Consider the following 21,411-nt stretch of genomic DNA (forward strand, 5'->3'; position numbering starts at 1 on the left):
GTTCTCCCGCAACGACGACGGCAAACCAGCGTCCGCAGCATGGCCGGCTGGTGAACACTGTGGCCGACCCAGGCGCGCCTTACTTGACCACCGACGATCCATCGCATGGACTGACCCGATGCCCGCTGATTCTGCGCTGTCCAGAAGAACGTTTCTTCGCTCGTCGTCGGTGGCCGTTGCCGTGGCCGGAGTCGTCACGACACTGCCCGCGGTCGCCCACGCCCAAGGCAGCGACCGAGGCTTTCTGCACGGGGTGGCATCGGGAGATCCGTTGCCCGACGCGATCATTCTGTGGACCCGCATCACCCCCACGCCCGACGCCACCCCGGGCTCCGGCGTCGGCCCGCAGGTATCGGTGGCCTGGCGCATCGCCCGGAACGTAGACATGAGTGGCGTCGTCGCCTCCGGAACCGTCTCCACCGGCCCCGATACCGATCACACCGTGAAAGTCGACGTCGACGGCCTCAGTGCAGACACCACGTACTTCTACGATTTCCGCACGAACGACGCGGCGTCGGCCGTCGGGACCACGCACACCGCCCCGGCCAACGATGCCGACGTCGATGCGATGCGTTTCGGCGTCGTCTCGTGCTCCAACTGGGAATCGGGCTACTTCGGTGCCTACCGACATTTGGCGGCCAGGACGGACTTGGACGCCATCGTGCACCTCGGCGACTACATCTACGAGTACGAGACGGGCGGATTTCCGGGGCGCGACGGCGTCGTCCGGCAGCATTCGCCCACCCACGAGATCGTCACCCTCGCCGACTACCGCCAGCGGCACGGTCAGTACAAGTCCGACCCGGATCTGCAAGCAGCGCACGTCGACGTTCCGTGGATCTGCACGTGGGACGACCACGAGTCGGCCAACGACGCGTACGACGGCGGCGCCGAGAACCACACGCCGGCCACCGAGGGCGATTGGTACACGCGTAAGGCCAACTCCGAGAAGGCCTACTACGAGTGGATGCCGGTCCGCGCAGCAGGCACTGCCACCAACCGTCACCTGTACCGCAGGCTGCGGTTCGGCAACTTGCTCGAACTCTCGATGTTGGACCTGCGCACCTACCGCTCGCAGCAGGTGTTGCCGTTCAACGGCCCCGAGGTCGATTCACCGAACCGCACCATCGCCGGTGCCGAGCAGATGCAGTGGCTCACCGACGGCATCGTCTCGTCGCCGACGCAGTGGAAGATCGTCGGCAATCCGGTGATGATCACGCCCACTCTGATCCCACCGCTCGATCGAGACGCAGCCAGGGCCGTCACCTCGCTCCTCGGAATCCCGGAGGGCGGCTTGCCCTACAACGCAGATCCTTGGGACGGATACACGGCCGACCGCCGCAAGCTGCTCGGTGCCATCGTGGACGCAGGCGTCGACAACACCGTCTTCATCACCGGCGACATCCACTCCGCTTGGGCCTGCGAGGTACCCCTCGACGCAGCGCACTACGCAACGACGAAACCGGCTGCCACCGAGCTCGTCGTCACCTCGGTGAGCTCGGCCAACATCGACGATCTGACGCACACTCCGCCGCACACGCTGGGCCGGGTCGCCGAGGAAGCGTTCAAGGCGCTCAACCAGCACGTGAAGTTCGTCGACCTCGACAGTCACGGTTTCGGCGTCTTCGAGGTCACCAAGACGGCGGCTCGGATGGACCACTGGTTCCTCACCGCCAAGGAGGATCCGCGGACCGGCGTGTACTGGGGAGCGGGCTTCACCGTCGACTCCGGCACCCAGCGGCTTCGGGCGGCGGCACCGCCACTGGGCTGACCCGCCATACTGGACAGCGTGGCTGTACCGAAAATCGTCCTGTTCTACGTGTTCACTCCATTGCCAGATCCCGAGGCGATCCGGCTGTGGCAGCAGACGCTGGCCGCGTCCAACAACCTGACCGGACGCATCCTCATCTCCGATCACGGCATCAACGCGACGGTGGGCGGCGACGTCGACGACGTCAAGAGGTACGTCCGCGGCACGCGCAGCTACCCGGCCTTCAAGTCGGCCGACATCAAGTGGTCCGACGGCCTCGGCAACGACTTTCCGCGATTGAGCGTGCGAGTGCGCGACGAGATCGTCACGTTCGGAGCCCCAGGGGAACTGAAGGTCGACGCCAATGGCGTGGTCGGCGGTGGCGCTCATCTGAGCCCGCAGCAGGTGCACGAGCTCGTCGATTCCCGCGGTGACGACGTGGTTTTCTTCGACGGCCGCAACGCGTTCGAGGCGCAGATCGGCAAGTTCAAGAACGCGGTGGTGCCCGACGTCGAGACGACGAAGGACTTCGTGTCCCAGCTCGATTCCGGTGCCTACGACCATCTGAAGAAGTCGCCGGTGGTCACGTACTGCACCGGGGGAGTGCGGTGTGAGGTGCTGTCTTCGTTGATGGTGGCTCGCGGTTTCGAGGAGGTCTATCAGCTCGACGGCGGAATCGTCCGGTACGCAGAAACTTTCGGCGACGACGCGCTCTGGGAGGGCTCGCTGTTCGTGTTCGACAAACGGATGGCACAGAACTTCTCCGACCACACCGCCGTCATCGGTCGCTGCAGTGCCTGCGGCAACCCGACGTCCCGGTACCAGGACTTCGACGGTGATGCCGGCCGTGGTTTGCGGTTGATCTGTCTCGACTGCGCCTGAGTGATGCTGCCCTTTCGAGACGGTCTTGCGCCTCTGAGACTGCTTCTGCCGCATGGTGATCCGGCCACCACCATCGTCGAATATCTCGAACGTGAGATGCCCGACGACGATTGGCGTCGGGCAATCGGCGACGCCGAACTGGTGGACGAGAAGAGTCGGCCCATAACTTTGGACACTCGCTACCGCGCCGGCAGTCTGGTGTACTTCTATCGTGTTCCAGCGCACGAGGTTCCGGTGCCGTTCGAGATCGGCATCCTGCACGAGGACGAAAATCTGCTGGTGGTCGACAAGCCACATTTCCTCGCCACCATCCCGCGTGGTCGGCACGTCACCGAAACCGCGACCGTGCGCCTACGCAGGCAGTTCGACTGCCCCGACCTCACGCCCGCGCACCGACTCGATCGCGCCACCGCCGGGGTGTTGCTCTTCACCAAAACCAAGCATGCCCGACGGCCGTACCAGGAACTCTTCTCCTCACGCAACGTCACCAAGGAATACGAGGCCGTCGCAGGATTCGATGCAGCACTGCGGTTTCCGCGCGTCGTGCAGAGCCGAATCCTCAAGGAACACGGTGTCATGACGGCGTACGAGGAGCCGGGGGAGCCGAACAGTGAAACCAGAATCGAGCTCATCGACACTCTCGGCGACCTCGCCCGCTATCGGCTCTTTCCCAAGACGGGTAAGACCCATCAGCTGCGAATCCATCTGTCGTCGTTGGGGATTCCCATCGTGAACGACCCCTACTATCCGGTGTACACATCGACTCCCGCCGACGACTTCACTCGGCCGTTGCAACTCCTGGCCCGGGCACTGGACTTCACCGACCCGCTCACCGGCGAACAGCGGCGATTCGCCAGCGCCCGAGAACTCCAGCTCTGACGCCCAGGAATCGTTCGTTCGGACGATGGTGACAATTCGGGCGCGAGGTTAGCGTGACGAGCAGACATGTCCGATGGAAGCACAGAGGAGAACTGCGTGAAGCGTCGTATTGCTGTTGTGTTGGGAGCTGCCGTCATCGCCATAGCGTCGCCAGCGGTCGCGGTGGCCGATACCGGAAGCGCGAGCACCGGTAGCGCGAACGGAGTGTCGAGCTTGTTCTCGGATCTGTCCAGGTTGTGGGAGGCCTGCTCGGTGACCATCTTCACCGGACAGTGCACCGGAATCGTCGCCACAGACGTGACCTACTGGTAGCGCACGCTCTGTACTGAACCCCCAACCGACAAACGCGCGCGCGTTCGCCGGACGCTCGCGGAACAGGTGACCATTCCGCTCGCATCCAGCAAACGCGCGCGCGTGTGCGTGGAGTCTGAGCCCTACTTGGCCAGCGACCGAGCCATTCCGCGTTCGACGGCGGCAACCAGCTGCGGGCGTAGTTCGGCGGCGGGGACGATGTGGTGCACCGATCCGACGCTCTGTGCGCGCTGGATGTTGTGGATGGCCTCGAATTCGGCGGCCACCTCACCCAGTTTGGCGTTGCGGGCGTTCGCTCGCACGGTTGCCAGCTCGACGCGCAGTGCCGAGCGGGTGGCGTCGTCCTCGGCTGTGTTCAGTCGTGCTTCGAGCTCCTTGACGTCGGCGTCCGCTGCGGTGCGGGCGTTGACGTCGCGGGTGAACACCACTGCGGCTGCCGGGGCACCGCCGAGTACGGAGGCGAAGGAGCCCTCCACTGCGAGGACCTCCATGTTGTCGTTGAGTGCTCCGGAGAACACCACGAACGCGCCGCCGTGGTAGCGCGAGACGACACAGAACACGACCGGTCCGTCGAAGTTGACGATGGCGCGGCCGATTTCGGCGCCGTATTCGAGCTGGATGTTGCGCAGCGATTCCGGTGATCCGTCGAAGCCGGAGAGGTTGGCCAGCACCACGATCGGCCGGCTTCCGCTGGCGGCGTTGATGGCGCGGGCCGTCTTCTTCGACGAGTTCGGGAACAGGGTTCCCGAGGTCCACTGATCGGGGCCGTCGGACGGGAACCAGCCCTTGCGGGGGATGGCTCGCGATTCGATACCGATCACACTCACCGGGATTCCGGCGAGGTGGGCGTCGAACACCACCGAGGTGTCGGCGTCGGCCATGTCGGCCCACCGCTCGAGCACCGAGTGGTCCTGGTCGACCACGGCGCGCATCACGGTGCGAATGTCGAACGGCTTCTTGCGGTCCGGGTTGGTCACCGAGGAGAAGATGTCGCCGACGGTGGTGAAGTCGCTCGACGGGTGGACGTGCGGGTAGGTGCGCACGTCGCGCTCGGTCGGGTCGGCCGTGGCTGCACGGCGTGGGAAGCGTTCTCCCGGTGCGGCATACGCGTGATCGTAGTGAGCGAACAGGATGTCGCATGCGGCCCGCAGGTTCGGTGCCCAGTACTGCGCCTGGCCGTTGGGGCCCATGACGCGGTCGTAGCCACCGATACCGAAGTTGTCCTCGGCCGAAACGCCGCCGGAGTAGTCGAGGGACTGCTTTCCGGTGAGCACCATCGCACTGTCGGGGGTCATCACCAGGATGCCCTTGGTGTGGGTGAGCATCGTGGCTTCGGCGTTCCAGTACGGCTGCGCGCCGACGTTGATGCCCGCGACGACGATGTTGATCTCTCCGCCGGCCTGGGTGAAGGTGATGATGCGACGCAGACCGCGCGAGACCCAGTCCATGTTCTCGGTGCCCGATTCCATGGAAATCGTTGCGCCGGAGGACAATGCGAACCATTCGACGGGGGCACCGAGTTGTTCGGCGAGGTCGATGGCCGCGACGATCCGCGAGCATTCCGCCTCGGCGACGGTGCCGAGCGCCTTGGTGGGGTCACCGAAGAGTGCGACGCGGGTGATGCCCTCGGGGTACTTGGCGGTCGGGGTGGTGGCCACACCGACGATGACGCCCGCGGAGTTGCGGCCGTAGGGACGATCGACCGGGGCGAGCACGCCGTCGGCGTCGAAGTCGTACTCGGTGAACGTGCCACCGTTGCTGCTGAGCAACGGAATCAGCTCGTACGGGTACACGGTGCCGCGGGCCTGGGACCGCTGCACCTTCTGGGTGTACTCGTCGAGTGGGCGCATCGGCTCGGTCGGCGGCGGGGTCACCTTGGCGACGATGCCGGCACCGGACCGGTACGACAGGCGCAGAGCCACCTCGCGCGGCGTCGCGCCCGGTGTTTCGGCCAGACGTGCGATCAGAGTGATCTCTTCGAGTCCGGCTCCGATGGTCAGCGGTGCGATGTGCCGGGCGATGGTGGCGATGCGGTCGGCGGGCACGTTCAGTACCGGCCAGACGTAGAGCACGACGCGGTTGGCGTCGAGACGCTTCTTGCCGCGTCCGGCCTGGGCGCGGCGGATGCCGTCGAGGCAGGCTGCGACGGTGCGTTCGATCTCCGGCACGGCGACGATGTTTCCGGCGTCGTCCAATTGTGTTGTGATGCCGCGGATCTCGGCGAGGGCGACGAGTCGCTCGTCGGACGGGTTGGCCTTGGACGTCAGGTGGAACAAGTAGGTTCCGGCGCTGGCGGGCAGGCGAACGCCGTCGAAGTTCTTCAGTCGCCACAGGTCGAGTCGTTGACCGGTGAGCGGGTGCATGTCCCGGATGATGGTGTCCTCGGCGAGGGGCTCGGATCCCTCGACCGTGGTGCGGCGGTACGTCATCTTTCGCGTGACCGCGCCGAACACGGTGACCGTGACCCGGCGCCAGCGGCCGGACCCGGAGTGGGCGGCCAGAACTTCCTGCAGTCGGGCCGAGAGCACGTCGCCGTCGGCGGGGGCGTCCGGCCACGACAGGTACAGATCGACGGCCAAGTTTTCGGGCGACGGGCCGGCGATGTCCTCGACGGCGTCGAGAGTCGTTGCGAGTGAATCGAAGTCCGTCGCGGTCGAGATCAGATGCAGTCGTTCGCCCGAGAGCTCGAAGTTGCCGGTGACGAAGTGCTTACCGTCGCGGTCGAAGGCCTTGACATCCTCGAGGGTGCGAATTTCGTAGTACTGACGGGTGATCACCTCGAGCAGGGCACCGGGATCGGTGATCCGTTGTGCCAGAAGCTCGATCAGTGGTTCCGGTGTCGCCACGAGAGCGGCTACACGAGCAGAGTAGTCGGCTGCGTCGGGGTTCTCGGCCAGGTACTGCAGGCTGCCACGGACGCCGTCGTAGACCTTCTCGCGGGCGATCCGGATCTGTGGTTCGTCGAACAACCGGAAGCGCAGGTTGCGGGCGACGTCGCCGATGACGGGGTAGCGAGCCTGAGTGGCACCGATGAGGCGCTCGAGTACCTCGGCCATGGCCGGGGTGGCCTCGGGCTGGGCGGAGGAGTCGCTGAGCCAGTGGCCAAGGAGGGCCGCGATCACCGGAACCTGGTTCTCCATGCGCTGCAGGGCGAGGAAGACGCGGTAGACGGCCTCTTCGAGAGCCGGGGTTCGGCCCTCGTCGATGGCAGCGTCGTAGTGCGCAAGCGCGCGAGTGAGCTTGGCGCGGAACGATTCCGGCAGACCCTGGACGTCCGCGTCGAGCGAGTGCAGGAACGAGTGGAAGTGCTCGCGGGGGGAGTGGACTCGCTCGTCGTTGTTCTCCTCGTCCATCGTCGGACGGTTGCGGGAGAGCTCGCAGATGTCGGCGAAGGTGTTCAGCAACGCCAGTTCGGCGGTGACCAGCTCCGAATCGTCGCGTGGCACCTCGGCACGCAGAGTCTCGTAGGTGGACAACAGGTTTCGAGCCCGGGCACCGCTGACGTCGAAGCCGGTGATGAGGGCAGCGAGTTCGTCGAGCCGGTCCAGTGCGCGACGCTGCGGCGAGCGCTGCGCGGCGTCGTCGACGCCACGGAACTGCACCCGAGGTGCCTGCTCGGAGACTTTCTGTTCTCCGGCCTGATCGACGCGCAGCAGTGCAGCTCCCGCGTCGACCTGTCCGTTGACCGAGGCCAGGACCTCACGCACGGTGCCCGCGTACGGGGACCGGACGGCAGTTTCCATCTTCATCGATTCGAGGACGACGAGGGTCTGTCCTGCTTCGACCTCGTCGCCGACGGCGACCGGGACGGCGACGACGACAGCGGGTGCAGGCGCGCGGACCAACCCGGCCTCGTCCTGGGAGATCTGATGGCTGATGCCGTCGACCTCGACGAGGAAGTGGGCGGCTCCGGCGACGGTGACCACCTGGTAGCGGCGGTCACCGATGACGAGGCGGCTCTCGTAGGTGCCGAGGCGCTCGACATCGACCTGCAGTTCGCCGATGCCGTCGCTTTCGATGCTGTAGCGGTGAGTACCGGTCTGGCCGACCTCGAGCTTGTAGGCCTGGCCCTGGTAGTTCAGCTCGACGGTGCGGCCGATGGCGTGTGTCGCGCGTGGGCGCCCGCCGCGAGCGGAGTTGAGGAACGAGGTGCGCTCGCGGCCTTCCTCGGCGTCGTAGGCATCGATCGCTGCGGCGATGATGGCGATGTCGGCGACGGCGGTCGGCCCCACCTGGGAACCGGCTTCGGTGCGGTCGAGCCAGCCGGTGTCGGCGGAGGCGGAGATGACTTCCTCGCGGTCGAGCAGGCTGAGCAGGAACGACTTGGTGGTGGTGCCGCCGTCGATGACGACCGTGGTCTCGCGCAGTGCGTTACGCAGTCTCGCCAGCGCTTCGCTGCGGTCGCGGCCCCAGGCGATGACCTTGGCGACCATGGAGTCGTAGTCGGGTGGGATGACGTCGCCCTGGGCGATGCCGGTGTCGACGCGGATGCCGGTGCCGAGGGGGAACTTGAGCAGCTCGACGGTGCCGGGGGCCGGTGCGAAGCCGTTGTCGGCGTCCTCGGCGTTGAGGCGGGCCTCGACGGCGTGACCGAACTCGGGCGGGCAGTCGCCGGGCAGTGCCTGACCGTCGGCGACGAGGATCTGCAGCTTCACCAAATCGATGCCGGTGGTGTATTCGGTGATCGGGTGCTCGACCTGCAGGCGGGTGTTGACCTCGAGGAACGTGAAGATCTTCTGCTCGGGCTGGTAGAGGTACTCCACGGTGCCCGCGCCCTGATATCCGGCGGCCTTGACCAGCTCGGCCGAGGCCGTGCGCAGCTGATCGGACTGTTCCTTGGTCAGCAGCGGGGAGCTGGACTCCTCGATGACTTTCTGGTTGCGACGCTGAATCGAGCAGTCGCGCACACCGGGGGCCCACACGTTGCCGTGACTGTCGGCAATGACCTGGACCTCGACGTGCCGGGCATCGGTGACCAGACGCTCGAGGAACACGACGGGGTCGCCGAACGAGCGCTCGGCCTCACCCTGGGTGCGTTCGAGGGACAGTTCGAGTTCGTCCTCGTGGAAGACCTTGCGGATACCGCGGCCACCGCCGCCCGAGCGGGCCTTGATGATCAACGGGTAGCCGATCGCCGCGGCGTGCCGACGGGCGTCGGCGCGGGTCTCGACGGGGCCGCCGGACCACGGTGCGACGGGAACGCCGACTTTCTCGGCGAGAATCTTGGCCTCGACCTTGTCGCCCAGCAGGCGCATCGCGTCCGCGGACGGGCCGATGAAGGTGATGTTCAAGCGGGCGACCAGATCGGCGAACGTCGGGTCCTCGGCGACGAAGCCCCAGCCGACCCATACGGCGTCGGCCCCGGATTCCACCAGTGCCGCTTCCAGCACGCCGTAATCGAGGTAGGCCGAACCGCTCGCCGGCTTACGCAGCGTGACCGCTTCGTCGGCCAGGCGGACGAACATGGCCCGCTTCTCGGCCTCGGTGTGCAGCGCTACGGTGCGGATGCCGTAATCGTGTTCGGCGTTGAGCTCTCGGACGGCTCGGATCAGCCGTACTGCTGCCTCGCCTCGGTTGACTACTGCAATCCGCTTGAACAACGTATCTCTCTTCGCTCGGTGTAGGCGCACATCGCGTCGGTGCACTCGATGGGAGGTGGGTCCGGCTGGGCATGTCCGTTTGATGGTTGTCGGGTCGTTCCGCAGGCTCCGGTCCTGCGCCCATGCAGCACTCCGGTCGACTTATTCTAGCGGCAACCGGGCCCTGTGCCGTGCCAACGGCGTTCGGGGTGAGTGTGATTGATCACGAACGAGCCAATTCAATTCTGTGACAACGCATTCCGTATTGGACATTTTCTTTCCTCTGCCTCACGACAGATTCGTACTCACGAGTAGCGTTGTCGGGAAGCATAATTCGTGATTCCTCACCATCTCTGGCTACCGGCGAGTACATTACCGACGGGTACAGGTCGACGAAGGCGGTTTCGGACGAGCAGCAGGTTGCCGAGGAGGCGTTCATCCGGTGTGTCCGACGCTCTTGTCCGGTATCCGCAACGCGTTGACCCACAGCCTTGTCGCAGTGGCGAGCAGCGCCTCGTAGTCGGCGTCGGGATTGTCGTCCTCGGCGTCGACGACGAAGTGGTTGAACGCGAGACGACTGATCATCGACGACAACGCGCGGGAGGCGAGCAGGGGATCGAGGTCGGTATCCGCCACGCCGCGTTTCTGCAGGCTCTCGATACTGCGTGCATTGCGTCGTACGAACGCGTCGGCGCGTTCGCGGCGCAGGCGGCGAAAGTCGGGATCGATGTTGGAGACCTGCTCGAGCAGTGCCATCAGCTTGGCGTTGCGCCGATATGCCTCGAAGTACGCCCGATTGCTGGCTGCGATCACGGCAGCGGGATCGTCGTGCGGGTCCACCCGTTCCGTGCCGGGGTGCAGCATGTCGTCCCTGGCCTGTTCGAGCACCGCGGCCAGAATCTCTTCCTTGCTGGTGAAATACGTGTAGAAGGTCCCAGCCGAGCAGTGCGCGGCTCTGGTGATGTCGATCAGCCGGGAGTCGAGGTAGCCGCTGTCCTCGAACACGCGTCGGGCGGCTGCCACCAGTGCGGATCGGGTCCGTAGTCCGCGCTGGGTCGTCGGCCGGCGAGTCGGCTGCTCCCCTTCGGACACCGGTGCGGCAGGCATTCAGTCTTTATACGTCATCGCTCACCGCCGTCGGGGCGAACCAGCCGGGTGAACCGCACGCCGCTGTCGAACTGGCGTGAGTGCAGATGCTCGAACCTTCCTGCGATCGGCGGCTCGGGTCCGGTCTCGGGTGCGAACAGCCCGATGCCTCGGCCGAGCACGACGGGATAGACCTTGAGAAACAGCTCGTCGATCTCGTCGACGAGCTGCCCCGCGAGGTGGCCGCCGCCGCAGAGCCACACGTCGGCGTCGCTGTCCTCGGCTTTGAGTTCTCGAACCAGGTCGATCGGGTTCCGGCCGACGATCGGCTCGGTGGCGTCCGTCGCGGCAGGCAACGTATGGGAGAGCACGTACTGCCGCAGATGGGGGTACGGGCTGGTGATGCCGATGCCGAGCGCGGGTTGCAGGGTCGCCCGGCCCATCACCACGGTGTCGAACCGCGCCGGCGGGGCATCGACGCCGAGTGCGGTGCGGACGTGCACCGGCAGCGTCTCGGGCAGCTCGGTCACGATGGCCTCGAGGTGATCACCCTCGGTCGCGAAGCAGTCGTAGGTGCCGTCGGGCGCGGCGATGAATCCGTCGAGTGTGACGGCGATGTAGTAGACCAGCTTGCGCATGCGACGCTCCTGCGATCGGCGGCCGGTGCGTGTCCGGACGGGCCGCGTTTTCTGTTGTTGTTCCAAGCAACCGAGTCGGTCTTTGTGACCGAGCACTAGAACGCATTCTGTGTGCTCGGACCCCGGTGAACAACTGCTTTTCAACGGCTACTGTGACGCGGGTGCGTAAGCACTGTCCCCTGGCGGGACGGCCATTCGAGCATTTGTGGGGAAACTGTGACGGCTGCAGCGGCTACCGGTCGTGAATACGACGACGAGCTCAAGAGCAGGGTTGCGCGCCTGTTGCGCTTCCTGCGCGAGATAGTCGAGGCGCGGTCGAATCCGGTCCTGAGGTTCGACGATCATGTCCAGGTCGAGTGGCTGTACTCCAGTGAGATTCCGGTTCGTCTCGACCCGAAGGCCGGCCAGGGCGGGGTCGTACTTCGGGCGCCGCGCATTGCCGTCGACGACCCGCCCGAGCCACCGGCGCTTCTGACGGGTTGGCTCGATCCCCAGGTCGTCGGAGACAGTCGCTACCGCGAGATCGAGCTCGCCGACGCGTCGACGGCGGCATCACGTCGTCGCGGCGAGGCGCAGGAGTCCGACGCCGATTTCGATATTCGCAAGGCCTACGAGATCAAGAAGGCTTTCGAGCAGTACTCGGAGTCCTGGAAGCAGTGGGCTCAGGAAGATCGAGACCGGCGGCCCAAGGCAGCGCTGTACCAAGCATTGCAACTGATGATGCAAGAGCTCGCCTCGCGCCCCGAGTCGATCGAACTGGTGGTGGCATCGGGTCTGCTGACGTCGAGCAACCCCGACCCCCAGCGCAGCGTGCGTACTCACCTCCTCACCCAGTCGGCCGGAATCGAACGTGATGTGCGGACCGGCGACCTGTTGGTGCGACTGGTCGCCGGTAGTACCCCGCGTCTCGAGGACGGCCAGCTGCTCACCGGATCGAAGGACTTCGATACCTCCGGCTCGGTGGCCCTCGCCGAGAAGCTGCACGGCAACGTCGACTCGCCGCTCGGTGAGGGCGTCGAAGAATTCTTGCGTGAATGGGCGACGCGAGTTCCCCGTCACGAGATCGAGGTGCTCGATCGCCTCGGGCCCCCGGGAGCTCTCGCATACATCGACGACGATCGAACGCTGACGGTCTCGCCCGCACTCGTGCTCCGAACCCGCGACTCGTTCGCGCTGGTCGAGTACTACGAGCAGATGATCGCCGATCTCGACGCCGCCGACTCACCGGTTCCGCTGGGCCTCGCGCAACTGGTCGACGCGATCGAGCCGGCCGATCGGATGGCATGGCTCGAACGGACCGGAGCCGGCGCGTCGGCGGCGCTGGCCGAAGATCCTCTGTTTCCGCTGCCGGCCAACGCCGAGCAGTCGCAGATCATCGAACGACTCGGACGCGACAGCGGTGTGGTCGTCGAAGGGCCGCCCGGGACGGGGAAGACCCACACCATCGCGAACCTGATGTCCGGGCTGCTGGCGCGAGGTCAGCGGGTTCTGGTCACTAGTGAAAAGTCACAAGCTTTGCGAGTCCTGCGCGACAAGCTGCCACCCGAGTTGCAGGAGCTCTGCGTCTCGATCACCGACCTCTCCCGTGGTGGTTCGGACGAGTTGAATCGCAGCGTCGCCAAGATCGCTGAGCGTAAGACCTCGTTCGACGAAGCCAGTGAGCAGCAGAAGATCGACGCGCTCACCACCCGCCGCGCGGCCGCGCTCGCTCGTCGGACGGAACTGCTGAACCGTGTCAGCGCCCTTCGCGAATCCGAAACCGTTGTGCACGAATATGTTTCGGATGGGTACGACGGCACGGTGGCGTCGATCGTACGTAAGGTCAAAGCAGCCGAAGGCGCCCACGAGTGGCTGCCCGGGCCGTTGCTCGCCGACCGGCCACCGTTCGACGGTGCCCAGGTCGACCAACTCCGAGCGCTGATTGCGACCTCCGACGGTGCCCGCGAGCAACGATCGCGCCAGGTGCTGCCGCGTCCCGAAACGATGCTGCCGAATTCGGCCGAACTCGCAGCGCTGTGCCGGCGTGTGCATACGCCGATAGACGCCGTCCCGCCGCTGGCTGCCGACCTCATCACGTTGCTGGGCGGCGTCGAACCTGCCGTCTCGTCCGACATCCGTTCTCTTTGCGAGGAATTGGCGGCTCGCGTGCGAGTGGTCGCGGAGCTCGATGCCACGTATGCGCGGGTGACCGACTCGGTGCTGTCCGGAGAAGCGTCTCACCTGTGGTCGCGGGTCAGCGGAATCGACGACCTCGTTGCCACTGCCGCAGCGTCCGACCGGTACATCGGCGCGCACGACGTGCAGTGCTCGTCTACGTCTGCTGCGACTCTGCAGGCTATGGATGCGCTCGCAGCTGCGCTGGAATCGGGAATCGAATGGAAGCCGCGATTTCGGCGTAGCGAGGAGCAGAAGACCGTCGAAGCTCTCGGCATCGTCGCCACCGTCGACGGGCAACCGGCGACGAGTGCGATGGCCGCTCGGCTTGTCGCGGAACATATTCGGGCTCTCGACACCGTGCAGACGGCGGCGGTGTTGCTGGCCGACCTGGCGATCGTCGTCCCGCTCGACGGCCCGCGATCGATTCGCGTCAACACCGTTGCGCAGATCGCCGATCGACTCCGTTCCGTAGCGGCAGTGGTTGCCGCTCGTGACGCACTGGTACATCGGCTCTACACGGTGTCGCCTGCTGCGCCGTGGATTCGAAGCCTCGCCGAAGCTCAGGAGATAGCCGGAGCCGCGGCGGCCATCTCCGCGCGCGTCGACATCGACATCGCCCGCGCCGAGCTGGACGCTCTGCAGTTCGCGGTGGCCACTCGTATCGACGCGGGACCGTCGCCCGAAGGTCTGAATCTGGTGACGGCCCTCGGCGCTGCCGATCCTGCGGAATTGGCGGGCGCGGTCTCCGCCTACGCTCAGGCCTGCGCGGAGCAGGAGAATCAGCTGCTGCTCGAGTCGATGTCGGCCACACTGTCGGCAGTCGCGCCGGCCCTGTTCGAGTTGGTCAAGGACACCGCGGCAGACCCGGAATGGGACGAGCTCAGTTGGCAGCTGTCCAAGGCGTGGGCGTGGCGTCGCGCGCGCGAGTGGGTCGGTGAGCAGCACCACGGGGGTCTCGAGCAGCAGCTGGAAGCGGAGTTGGCCGCCGCGGATGTCGACATCGCCTATCTCACGACTCGTCTCGCTGCCGCGAGTGCCTGGCTCAACAGCCTGCAGCGGATGACGGCCGTCGAGGTTCGCGCACTGCAGACTTACCGCGAGCACATTTCCAGTATCGGTTCGGGTGCCGGCAAGTACGCCGAAACCTACCGCAGCGCAGCACGATCGGCGATGCGAGAGGCACAGAGCGCGGTGCCCGCCTGGGTCATGCCGCTCTCCCAGGTGCTCGCGTCGATTCCGCCGGTGCCGGGTAGCTTCGACGTCGTCATCGTCGACGAGGCCAGCCAGGCCGACATCACGAGCCTGTTCCTGCTGTACCTCGCGCCTCGGGTGATCGTGGTGGGAGACGACCGGCAGTGCGCGCCCGCCGATGTCCCTCAGGCCGGCACCCTCGAGGACGTGTTCGACCGCCTCGATGTATATCTCCCGGATCTACCGGAGCACGTGCGGGCGACGCTGACACCGCGGTCGAGTCTGTTCTCCATGCTGCGCACCCGGTTCGGTCAGGTGGTGCGACTACGAGAGCACTTCCGTTCGATGCCGGAGATCATCAATTGGTCGAGTCAGCAGTTCTACGGAGACTCGCCACTGGTGCCGGTGCGGCAGTTCGGTTCCGATCGACTGCCGCCGCTTCGGCACACGTACGTTCGCGGGGCAACGGTCACCGGAAAGAACGCCTCGCTCGTCAACCGTACCGAGGCCATCGCCATCGCCGAGCAGATATCCGAGTGCCTCGCCGATACGGCGTACGACGACTCGACCTTCGGAGTCGTTGTGCTTCAGGGGCAGTCGCAGGTCGACGAGATTCGCAACGAGCTGATCAAACGTATCGGCATCGAACAGTGGGAACAACGCCGCTTGCGAGTGGGCACCCCACCGGACTTCCAGGGCGACGAGCGCAACGTCGTGTTCCTGTCGATGGTGGTGGCACCGGATCAGAACTTCGCCACCCTGACCTCGAACCAGTACAAGCGTCGGTTCAACGTGGCCGCGTCGCGGGCGCAGGATCAATTGTGGCTGTTCCATTCGGTCACCGTCGACCGCCTCAAACGAGCAGACCTGCGTAACTCTCTGCTCGGCTACGTCACGTCGGTCTCACCCGCTCCCGCCGATCCGATGCCCCAGAACGTCTCGCGCGAGATCAGGAAAGCCCCGTTCGAGACGCTGCTGGAACAGCAGCTGTTCAACGACCTCGTCGAGCGTGGCTTCCACGTCAATCCCGGTGTCGAAGTGAACAATCGGCGTATCGCGCTCGTCGTCACGGGGGAGTCCTCTCGCCTCGCCGTCGAATGCGACGTCGATTCGTTCTCGACCACCCCCGCGCAACGATCGGCGGATCTGCAACGCGAGCAGGAACTCAAGCGATGCGGGTGGACGTTCTGGCGCGTGCGGGAATCGGAATACCACCTCGATCGTGACGGTGCTCTCGACAGTCTGTGGTTCACCCTCGCGCGATTGGGAATCAAGCCCGGTGCCGTTGGTGCGGAAGGCGGAACGGCGTCCGAGGAGAACTGGACACCGGTACCGCTCGAGTCCTCGCAGTTCGACGATTCCGGGGCTTTCGAGGCTGCGACACGAACGAACGCACCCGTTCGGCATGATTCGGTGCTGTCTCTGTGGACGATGCCCCGCCTCGACATACCTACTGACAACACCGCCGACACCGACACCACGAACGGAACCGGCACATCCAGACGGTCGGGGTCGACCAACGGAACTAGTGCTGCGAACGGTTCGAGCACGATCGACGCGACCGGAGCTCCGCGCGCGTCCACACCCCCGACAGCACCGAAAGAGCCTGCCGCAGATGCGGACTCGGACGGACCGGGTGCATCCGATTCGGTCGACAGCTCCGAAGAAGTACGGGGCGCGGTCGACGGAGTCGAATCGAGTGGTGGCGTCGAGGAGTCCGAGAGCTCGGTCGACGAGGTGGTCGCCGAGCACCAACTGCCTCTCAACGGACTGCGGGGATACACCACGCGCCGCAGCCCGTAGGTGTAGTCCGCGGGAGTCGCGGCCCGTCAGCGTGCAGCTCGTTACCGTCGTAGTCTGGTTCGCGGTATTCGCGCACGTTCGAGCAAAGAGGGTCTCCGCCGATGGCAGATCGACAGACGCAGGGGCTGCACGCCGACAGGGCGGTGCCCGAACGGCCCGACCGAACACTTCGTCGGCGAATCATGCTGCCGGCCACGGTCGTTGCATTGTGTGCGGTGCTGTTCGGGCTGCCCATGTGGACCGTGCTGTTCGCGGGTGCGCAGTGGCCGCCGGTGGTTCGGCTGCTCGGCGCGGCACTGGTGATCGCTGCCGCGCTCGCCTTGCCCACCGCGATGTATCTCGGTCACCGGCCCGGCAGCGAGGGGGACAGGAAGGACGCCTGGGCGCGTCTCGGCGACGTCCTGCTGGGTCTCGCCTGGATCGCGTTCGTATGGTCGGCGCTCTCACTGTTGCTCAGGCTCGGGCTGTGGGCGGCCGGTGTCGACGATCCATTGCGGTCGCGAATCACGGCGGCGGCGACGGTGACAGTAATCGTCGGCCTTGCCCTCTGGGGCCATTACGAGGCCATGCGCACTCCGCGCGTTCGGCACACGAGCATCAGCATCGCCCGGCTCGGTGCCCGATTCGACGGCCTGCGAGTCGTCCTGGTCACCGACACCCACTTCGGTCCGGTGAACCGAACCGTGTGGTCGAGGCGACTGACCGACGCCGTCAACGCGCTCGAACCGGACGTGCTCGCGCACGTCGGCGACATTGCCGACGGTTCCGTGTCCACGCGCAGGCAACAGGCTGCGCCGCTGGAATCGATGCGCGCGTCCGCCGCCCGCGTCTACGTCACCGGTAATCACGAGTATTTCGGTGAGGCGCAGGAGTGGCTGGACCACATGCAGAGCATCGGGTGGAACGCGCTGCACAATCGTCATGTCGTGCTGCATCGAGGTGACGATGCCTTGGTCATCGCCGGTGTGGACGACGCCACGGCAGCAGGGTCGGGTGCCCCCGGTCACGGTGCCGATCTGGCTGGGGCACTGGCCGGGGCCGATCCGTCGATCCCGGTGTTGCTGCTGGCCCACCAGCCGAAACAGATCGGCGACGCCGTCCGAGCGGGCGTCGATCTGCAGGTTTCCGGCCACACCCACGGCGGTCAGATCTGGCCGTTCGCGGCATTGGTTCGACTGGACCAGCCGGTGGTGCACGGATTGAGCAGGCATGGAGCGCGTACGCAGCTCTACACCAGTCGGGGGTCGGGATTCTGGGGGCCGCCGTTCCGGGTGTTCGCACCGAGTGAGATCTCGGTCCTGACGTTGGTGGCAGGCTGACGCGTCGGCACCTGGCAGTATCGGACGGGTGAGGCACACGGGAGAGATCCAGGTAGTCGCAACCGATCTCGACGGCACGCTACTTCGTTCGGATCGAACGGTGTCGGCGCGGACGGCAGATGCGATGGCCGCGGCCGAAGCCGCCGGCATCCGGGTGGTGTGGGCGACGGCGCGGGCGCGGCACTCCATCGCCGAGCTTGCGGCGTCGTGTGGGTTCACCGGTACGGCAGTGGGAGCGAACGGTGCGGTGGTGCTGGACCTTGCCGATGGCAGCCCGGTCATCGTCGCGACCAGGTCGGTGCCGACGGAGACGGTCGCGGCTGTCACCTCCGCCGTTCGATCTCTGGTTCCCGGCGTGGCGTTCGCAACTGTGGGTGCCACTCGTTTCGTCGCCGAGTCGCGATACGCGGAGCTGTGTGTCTTCGCCGACCATCACCGCCACCCGCACGAGATGGAGCTGTCGGAGGACGGTCTGTCGGCCGACATCGAGCCGACAGTCAAAATTGTTGCACGACACAGTGATACGCCGAGCGAGGAGTTGTACGCGTTGGTGGCCGAGGCAGGTCTCGTCGGTGTGGAGCTGACGCACTCCGGGGCACCGTACATCGAGATGTCCGCCGCCGGGGTATCCAAGGCCACTGCTCTGGCGGAGTTGTGCGAACAGTGGGGCGTAGCTCAGGACGACGTGGCAGCGGTGGGAGATGCGCGCAACGACCTTCCCATGCTGGCGTGGGCCGGTACCGCGCTGTGTCCATCGAATGCTGCGGAGCCGGTGCGCGCTGTGGCCGATCGTGTACTGCATTCGCACGACGACGATGCGGTTGCCCGCTATCTCGAAGAACTCACCGAGCGTCGGTTGCAGCGGTAGTCGTTCGCGATACTGTTCTCGGTCGACCGGCCTTCGACCCATCTGGGTCCGACATCACGGATGGCGTTGTCTCGTAACAGATCGCTTTGTCTCCGAACAACAGTGACCTGCTGTGTGGAGTCGTCGAGGTAGGTTCGGCGGACGCCGGTAGCCTCGGTCGTGCCGAATCGACCACCACGAAGGGCCTGCAGTGAACGACTCTCCCACGACCCGACCGTCCGAACCCACCACGATCGCCGAGTATCTCGACGCTCATGCACTGCAGGTGTTGCCGCTGGACGGCGCTGCGGCGGCCGATCTCGGCATCACGGTGCCGGTTCCCGCGGGGTGGCAGACGCTCGATCCGGCACAGTTTCCCGGTGCGACCCAAGTGACGGTCGAGCCGAACCTGGTGGAGAACGGTTTCGCGCCGAATGCTGTCTTGCTGGTCGGGAAGCTCTCTCACTCCATCGACCCGGAAGCGTTGATGGCGTTGGGTTTCGGTGACGGGCGCGCGATGCCCGGGTGGGTCGAGCGGGAGGCGAGTACGGCGTCGTGGGTCGGTTGGCCGTCACGGTTCATTCGGGGCACCTACGTCGCCCAAGGGCTCGCGGCTGCGGTGACGACGCGCTACGCAGTGGTCGGCGAGGAAGCTCAGTACTTGGTCCAATTGACCGTGACGACGCTCGAGTCTCAGCTGGAAGCGCTCGCATTCGACGTGTCCGCGATCAACGACGGACTGACGCTTCCCGCGGCGTAGAGGCACTCGGATTTTTTATGCCAACCCCGTGCTGTCGGGCCGGGAAAGATGCAGTCGGGCGGACGCCCCGGCGACCGAGCCGCAGCAGTCCAGGGCGCACGGAGTCTGCTCCGCGCGAGAGTAGGCGATGCCTGTCCGCTCTATCGCCGCAGACGGCGTCCGAGTGCGCCGGGCAGCGACACCTGGGTATGCCGCACCGATCCGGCTAGGGTCGTTCGCATGTCGATCAGAACCGGCCGCGTTCGGCACCTGTCGGTGGTGCCGGATATCCCCGAAGCCGACGAGTCGACCGAGCACAGCGCAACGGAGGGTGCCGCGCGTGGCCTGGCGAATCTGGTGCTGAGGGTGAGTATCGATCACACGCGGCCGTCGATCTGGCGACGAGTGCGCGTGCGATCGGATCTGTTGTTGTCCGAGTTGCATTCGGTACTGCAGATCGCCGTGGGCTGGGAAGACCGACACCTGCACGCATTCAGCGTCAGAACCGCGGGGGCGACCCGACGGTTCGAGATGCAGGAGACCCTCGACGACGAACCGGACGACGACGCCTCCAGCGAGGAGCGGGTACGCGTCGACGAGGTGTTGACGCACCCGGGATCCGTCATGACGTACGAATACGATTTCGGTGACGGGTGGACCCACACAGTCGAGCTGGAACACGAGGACTCCGATATCGACGACCTTCGTTCGATCTGTCTCGACGGTGCCCGCGCGTGTCCTCCCGAGTCCTCGGGTGGTCCGTCGCGGTATACCCAGGCGCTGGACATCGCGGCAGACTCGTCCGACCCCGAACACTCCGAACTTCTCTCGCAGTGGGGTCCGACGTTCGACCCGGCCCGTTTCGAGGTCGATGCAGTCAACCGCGTGCTGCAATCCGCAGATGTCGGTAGGTCGACGCTCGCCGAAGCTGTCGCGGCCGCACCGGCCATCGGGCGACTGTTCGACCGAGTACGACCCACCCACGTGCCGTCACTGATGGCGTTGCTGCCCCGGTGCGAGCTCACCGTCGAAAGTTCGGTGGACCTGCCGGTTGCCGAGATCGCGATGGCCAAGCTCACCTGGTTCCTCCGAAAGGTCGGCGACGGCGGGGCTGTCCTCACCGATGCCGGCTACCTCAAGCCCGCTTTCGTGGCAGCGATCCGCGACGAGCTCGATTGGGGTCTGGGGTGGGTGGGGTCGAGCAGCCGCGAGATCGACCACCATCAGGTCACCGACTTGCGCGAGGCGGTCCGACACCTCGGGTTGACCCGCATCGCGAAGGGGCGGCTGCTGCGCACGAAGCTCGGCGAATCACTGGCCGACGACCCGATCGGCATGTGGCGGCATGCGGCCTCGCGGCTTCCGCTGGGGAGGGAGACATACGAGACCGATGCCGCGACGCTGTTCCTGATCTCCCTGGCCGCATCGGCCTCAGCGGCCCACCGTAACGAGATGCTGATCGAGACGGTCTCCGAATTAGGCTGGGCCAGTGAGGATTCCGGTGTGTTCGACGCCAAGTTCGCTGCTCAGACGACCATGAGCTTTCTCGACCTCATCGGTGCCCATGGCCCGAGCTTCTACTTTCGGGAAGCCGTGTCGGACTCACCGAGTTGGTCCCGTCGATTTGCACGCGACGCTTTGTCCAGTTGACCGCCGATTCCGAGGGTTCGGTGCCGTCTCGGCCGACTCGACGCGTCTCCAGAGCCCTGACCAGCCGATTTGCGTGTGTGGGGTTGGTGGCGTAACTTTTGTCGAGTCAGAGCGACGGACACCGACCCGGTCTTCACGGACTGGGTGAACGAGGTTGGACGTGTGGCTCGGCAGGTTTTATCCCCCAAGAGTCGGGCCTTGTGTCCGAGACCAAGCTGGGATAGGCTGGAACAGTTGCCCTTGAGGCCTACGGATCGTGTGTTCGTGGGGTTCGAGTGTGTGCGTGTTCTTTGAGAACTCAACAGTGTGTCGATGAATGTCAGTGCCGAATTTTATTTGGTGAAAGCATTCGATGTATCAGCCATCCGCTTGTGGTGGTTGTTGTCGGGTGTTGTTTTGAAAATGCTAGTTGAGTTTATTTGCTAGTGATTTGACTCTTTATGTTTATGACTGATTTGCAGTTTCGACTGTTGATCGAGAGTCTTTTACGGAGAGTTTGATCCTGGCTCAGGACGAACGCTGGCGGCGTGCTTAACACATGCAAGTCGAGCGGTAAGGCCTTTCGGGGTACACGTCGCC

12 protein-coding genes and 1 rRNA gene are annotated in these 21,411 nt (G+C 65.5%); 10 read left to right on the top strand and 3 right to left on the bottom strand.

Features of this window, described 5'->3' with window-relative positions; all coding sequences use genetic code 11:
* Positions 1–118: 118 nt before the first annotated feature.
* The 4 genes from CH262_RS02775 to CH262_RS02790 all read left to right on the top strand — a co-directional run bounded on the left by CH262_RS02775 (position 119) and on the right by CH262_RS02790 (position 3,823).
* Entirely contained in the window at positions 119–1,771 is a 1,653-nt protein-coding gene (locus CH262_RS02775; RefSeq protein ID WP_094716815.1) for an alkaline phosphatase D family protein, read from the top strand.
* An 18-nt stretch (positions 1,772–1,789) separates the two neighbouring features.
* Positions 1,790–2,632: an oxygen-dependent tRNA uridine(34) hydroxylase TrhO gene (gene trhO / locus CH262_RS02780; RefSeq protein ID WP_094716816.1), complete on the top strand. Its 843-nt coding sequence runs from the start codon at positions 1,790–1,792 to the stop codon at positions 2,630–2,632.
* A gap of 3 nt (positions 2,633–2,635) precedes the next feature.
* Positions 2,636–3,511: a pseudouridine synthase gene (locus CH262_RS02785; RefSeq protein ID WP_094716826.1), complete on the top strand. Its 876-nt coding sequence runs from the start codon at positions 2,636–2,638 to the stop codon at positions 3,509–3,511.
* 96 nt (positions 3,512–3,607) lie between these two features.
* Positions 3,608–3,823, top strand: coding sequence for a hypothetical protein (locus tag CH262_RS02790; protein WP_032383864.1), 216 nt, complete (start codon positions 3,608–3,610; stop codon positions 3,821–3,823).
* 122 nt (positions 3,824–3,945) lie between these two features.
* On the opposite strand, the gene CH262_RS02795 is transcribed toward CH262_RS02790, so the two are convergent.
* The 3 genes from CH262_RS02795 to CH262_RS02805 all read right to left on the bottom strand — a co-directional run bounded on the left by CH262_RS02795 (position 3,946) and on the right by CH262_RS02805 (position 11,126).
* Positions 3,946–9,423: an ATP-binding protein gene (locus tag CH262_RS02795; protein ID WP_094716827.1), complete on the bottom strand. Its 5,478-nt coding sequence runs from the start codon at positions 9,421–9,423 to the stop codon at positions 3,946–3,948.
* A gap of 414 nt (positions 9,424–9,837) precedes the next feature.
* A complete protein-coding gene (locus CH262_RS02800; RefSeq protein WP_048315815.1) occupies positions 9,838–10,509 on the bottom strand; it encodes a TetR/AcrR family transcriptional regulator in 672 nt (223 codons plus the stop codon).
* 14 nt (positions 10,510–10,523) lie between these two features.
* Positions 10,524–11,126, bottom strand: coding sequence for a dihydrofolate reductase family protein (locus CH262_RS02805; protein WP_094716817.1), 603 nt, complete (start codon positions 11,124–11,126; stop codon positions 10,524–10,526).
* A gap of 216 nt (positions 11,127–11,342) precedes the next feature.
* On the opposite strand from CH262_RS02805, the gene CH262_RS02810 reads away from it, so the two are divergent.
* The 6 genes from CH262_RS02810 to CH262_RS27940 form a co-directional block, all read left to right on the top strand.
* Positions 11,343–16,277 carry an AAA domain-containing protein gene (locus CH262_RS02810; protein ID WP_094716818.1) on the top strand — a complete coding sequence of 1,645 codons (4,935 nt, stop codon included), beginning with the start codon at positions 11,343–11,345 and terminating at the stop codon, positions 16,275–16,277.
* A 101-nt stretch (positions 16,278–16,378) separates the two neighbouring features.
* Positions 16,379–17,596, top strand: coding sequence for a metallophosphoesterase (locus CH262_RS02815; protein WP_094716819.1), 1,218 nt, complete (start codon positions 16,379–16,381; stop codon positions 17,594–17,596).
* A 28-nt stretch (positions 17,597–17,624) separates the two neighbouring features.
* Positions 17,625–18,464: an HAD family hydrolase gene (locus CH262_RS02820; RefSeq protein WP_094716820.1), complete on the top strand. Its 840-nt coding sequence runs from the start codon at positions 17,625–17,627 to the stop codon at positions 18,462–18,464.
* A gap of 190 nt (positions 18,465–18,654) precedes the next feature.
* Positions 18,655–19,203, top strand: coding sequence for an LpqN/LpqT family lipoprotein (locus CH262_RS02825; protein ID WP_052056513.1), 549 nt, complete (start codon positions 18,655–18,657; stop codon positions 19,201–19,203).
* Positions 19,204–19,422: 219 nt separating this feature from the next.
* On the top strand, positions 19,423–20,832 hold the full coding sequence (locus CH262_RS02830) for a plasmid pRiA4b ORF-3 family protein (protein ID WP_032385044.1): 1,410 nt from the start codon (positions 19,423–19,425) through the stop codon (positions 20,830–20,832).
* 484 nt (positions 20,833–21,316) lie between these two features.
* A 16S ribosomal RNA gene (locus CH262_RS27940) occupies positions 21,317–21,411 on the top strand; the annotation flags it as partial.

It is taken from the genome of Rhodococcus sp. 05-2255-1e, assembly GCF_002259025.1.
Lineage (GTDB): Bacteria > Actinomycetota > Actinomycetes > Mycobacteriales > Mycobacteriaceae > Rhodococcoides > Rhodococcoides fascians.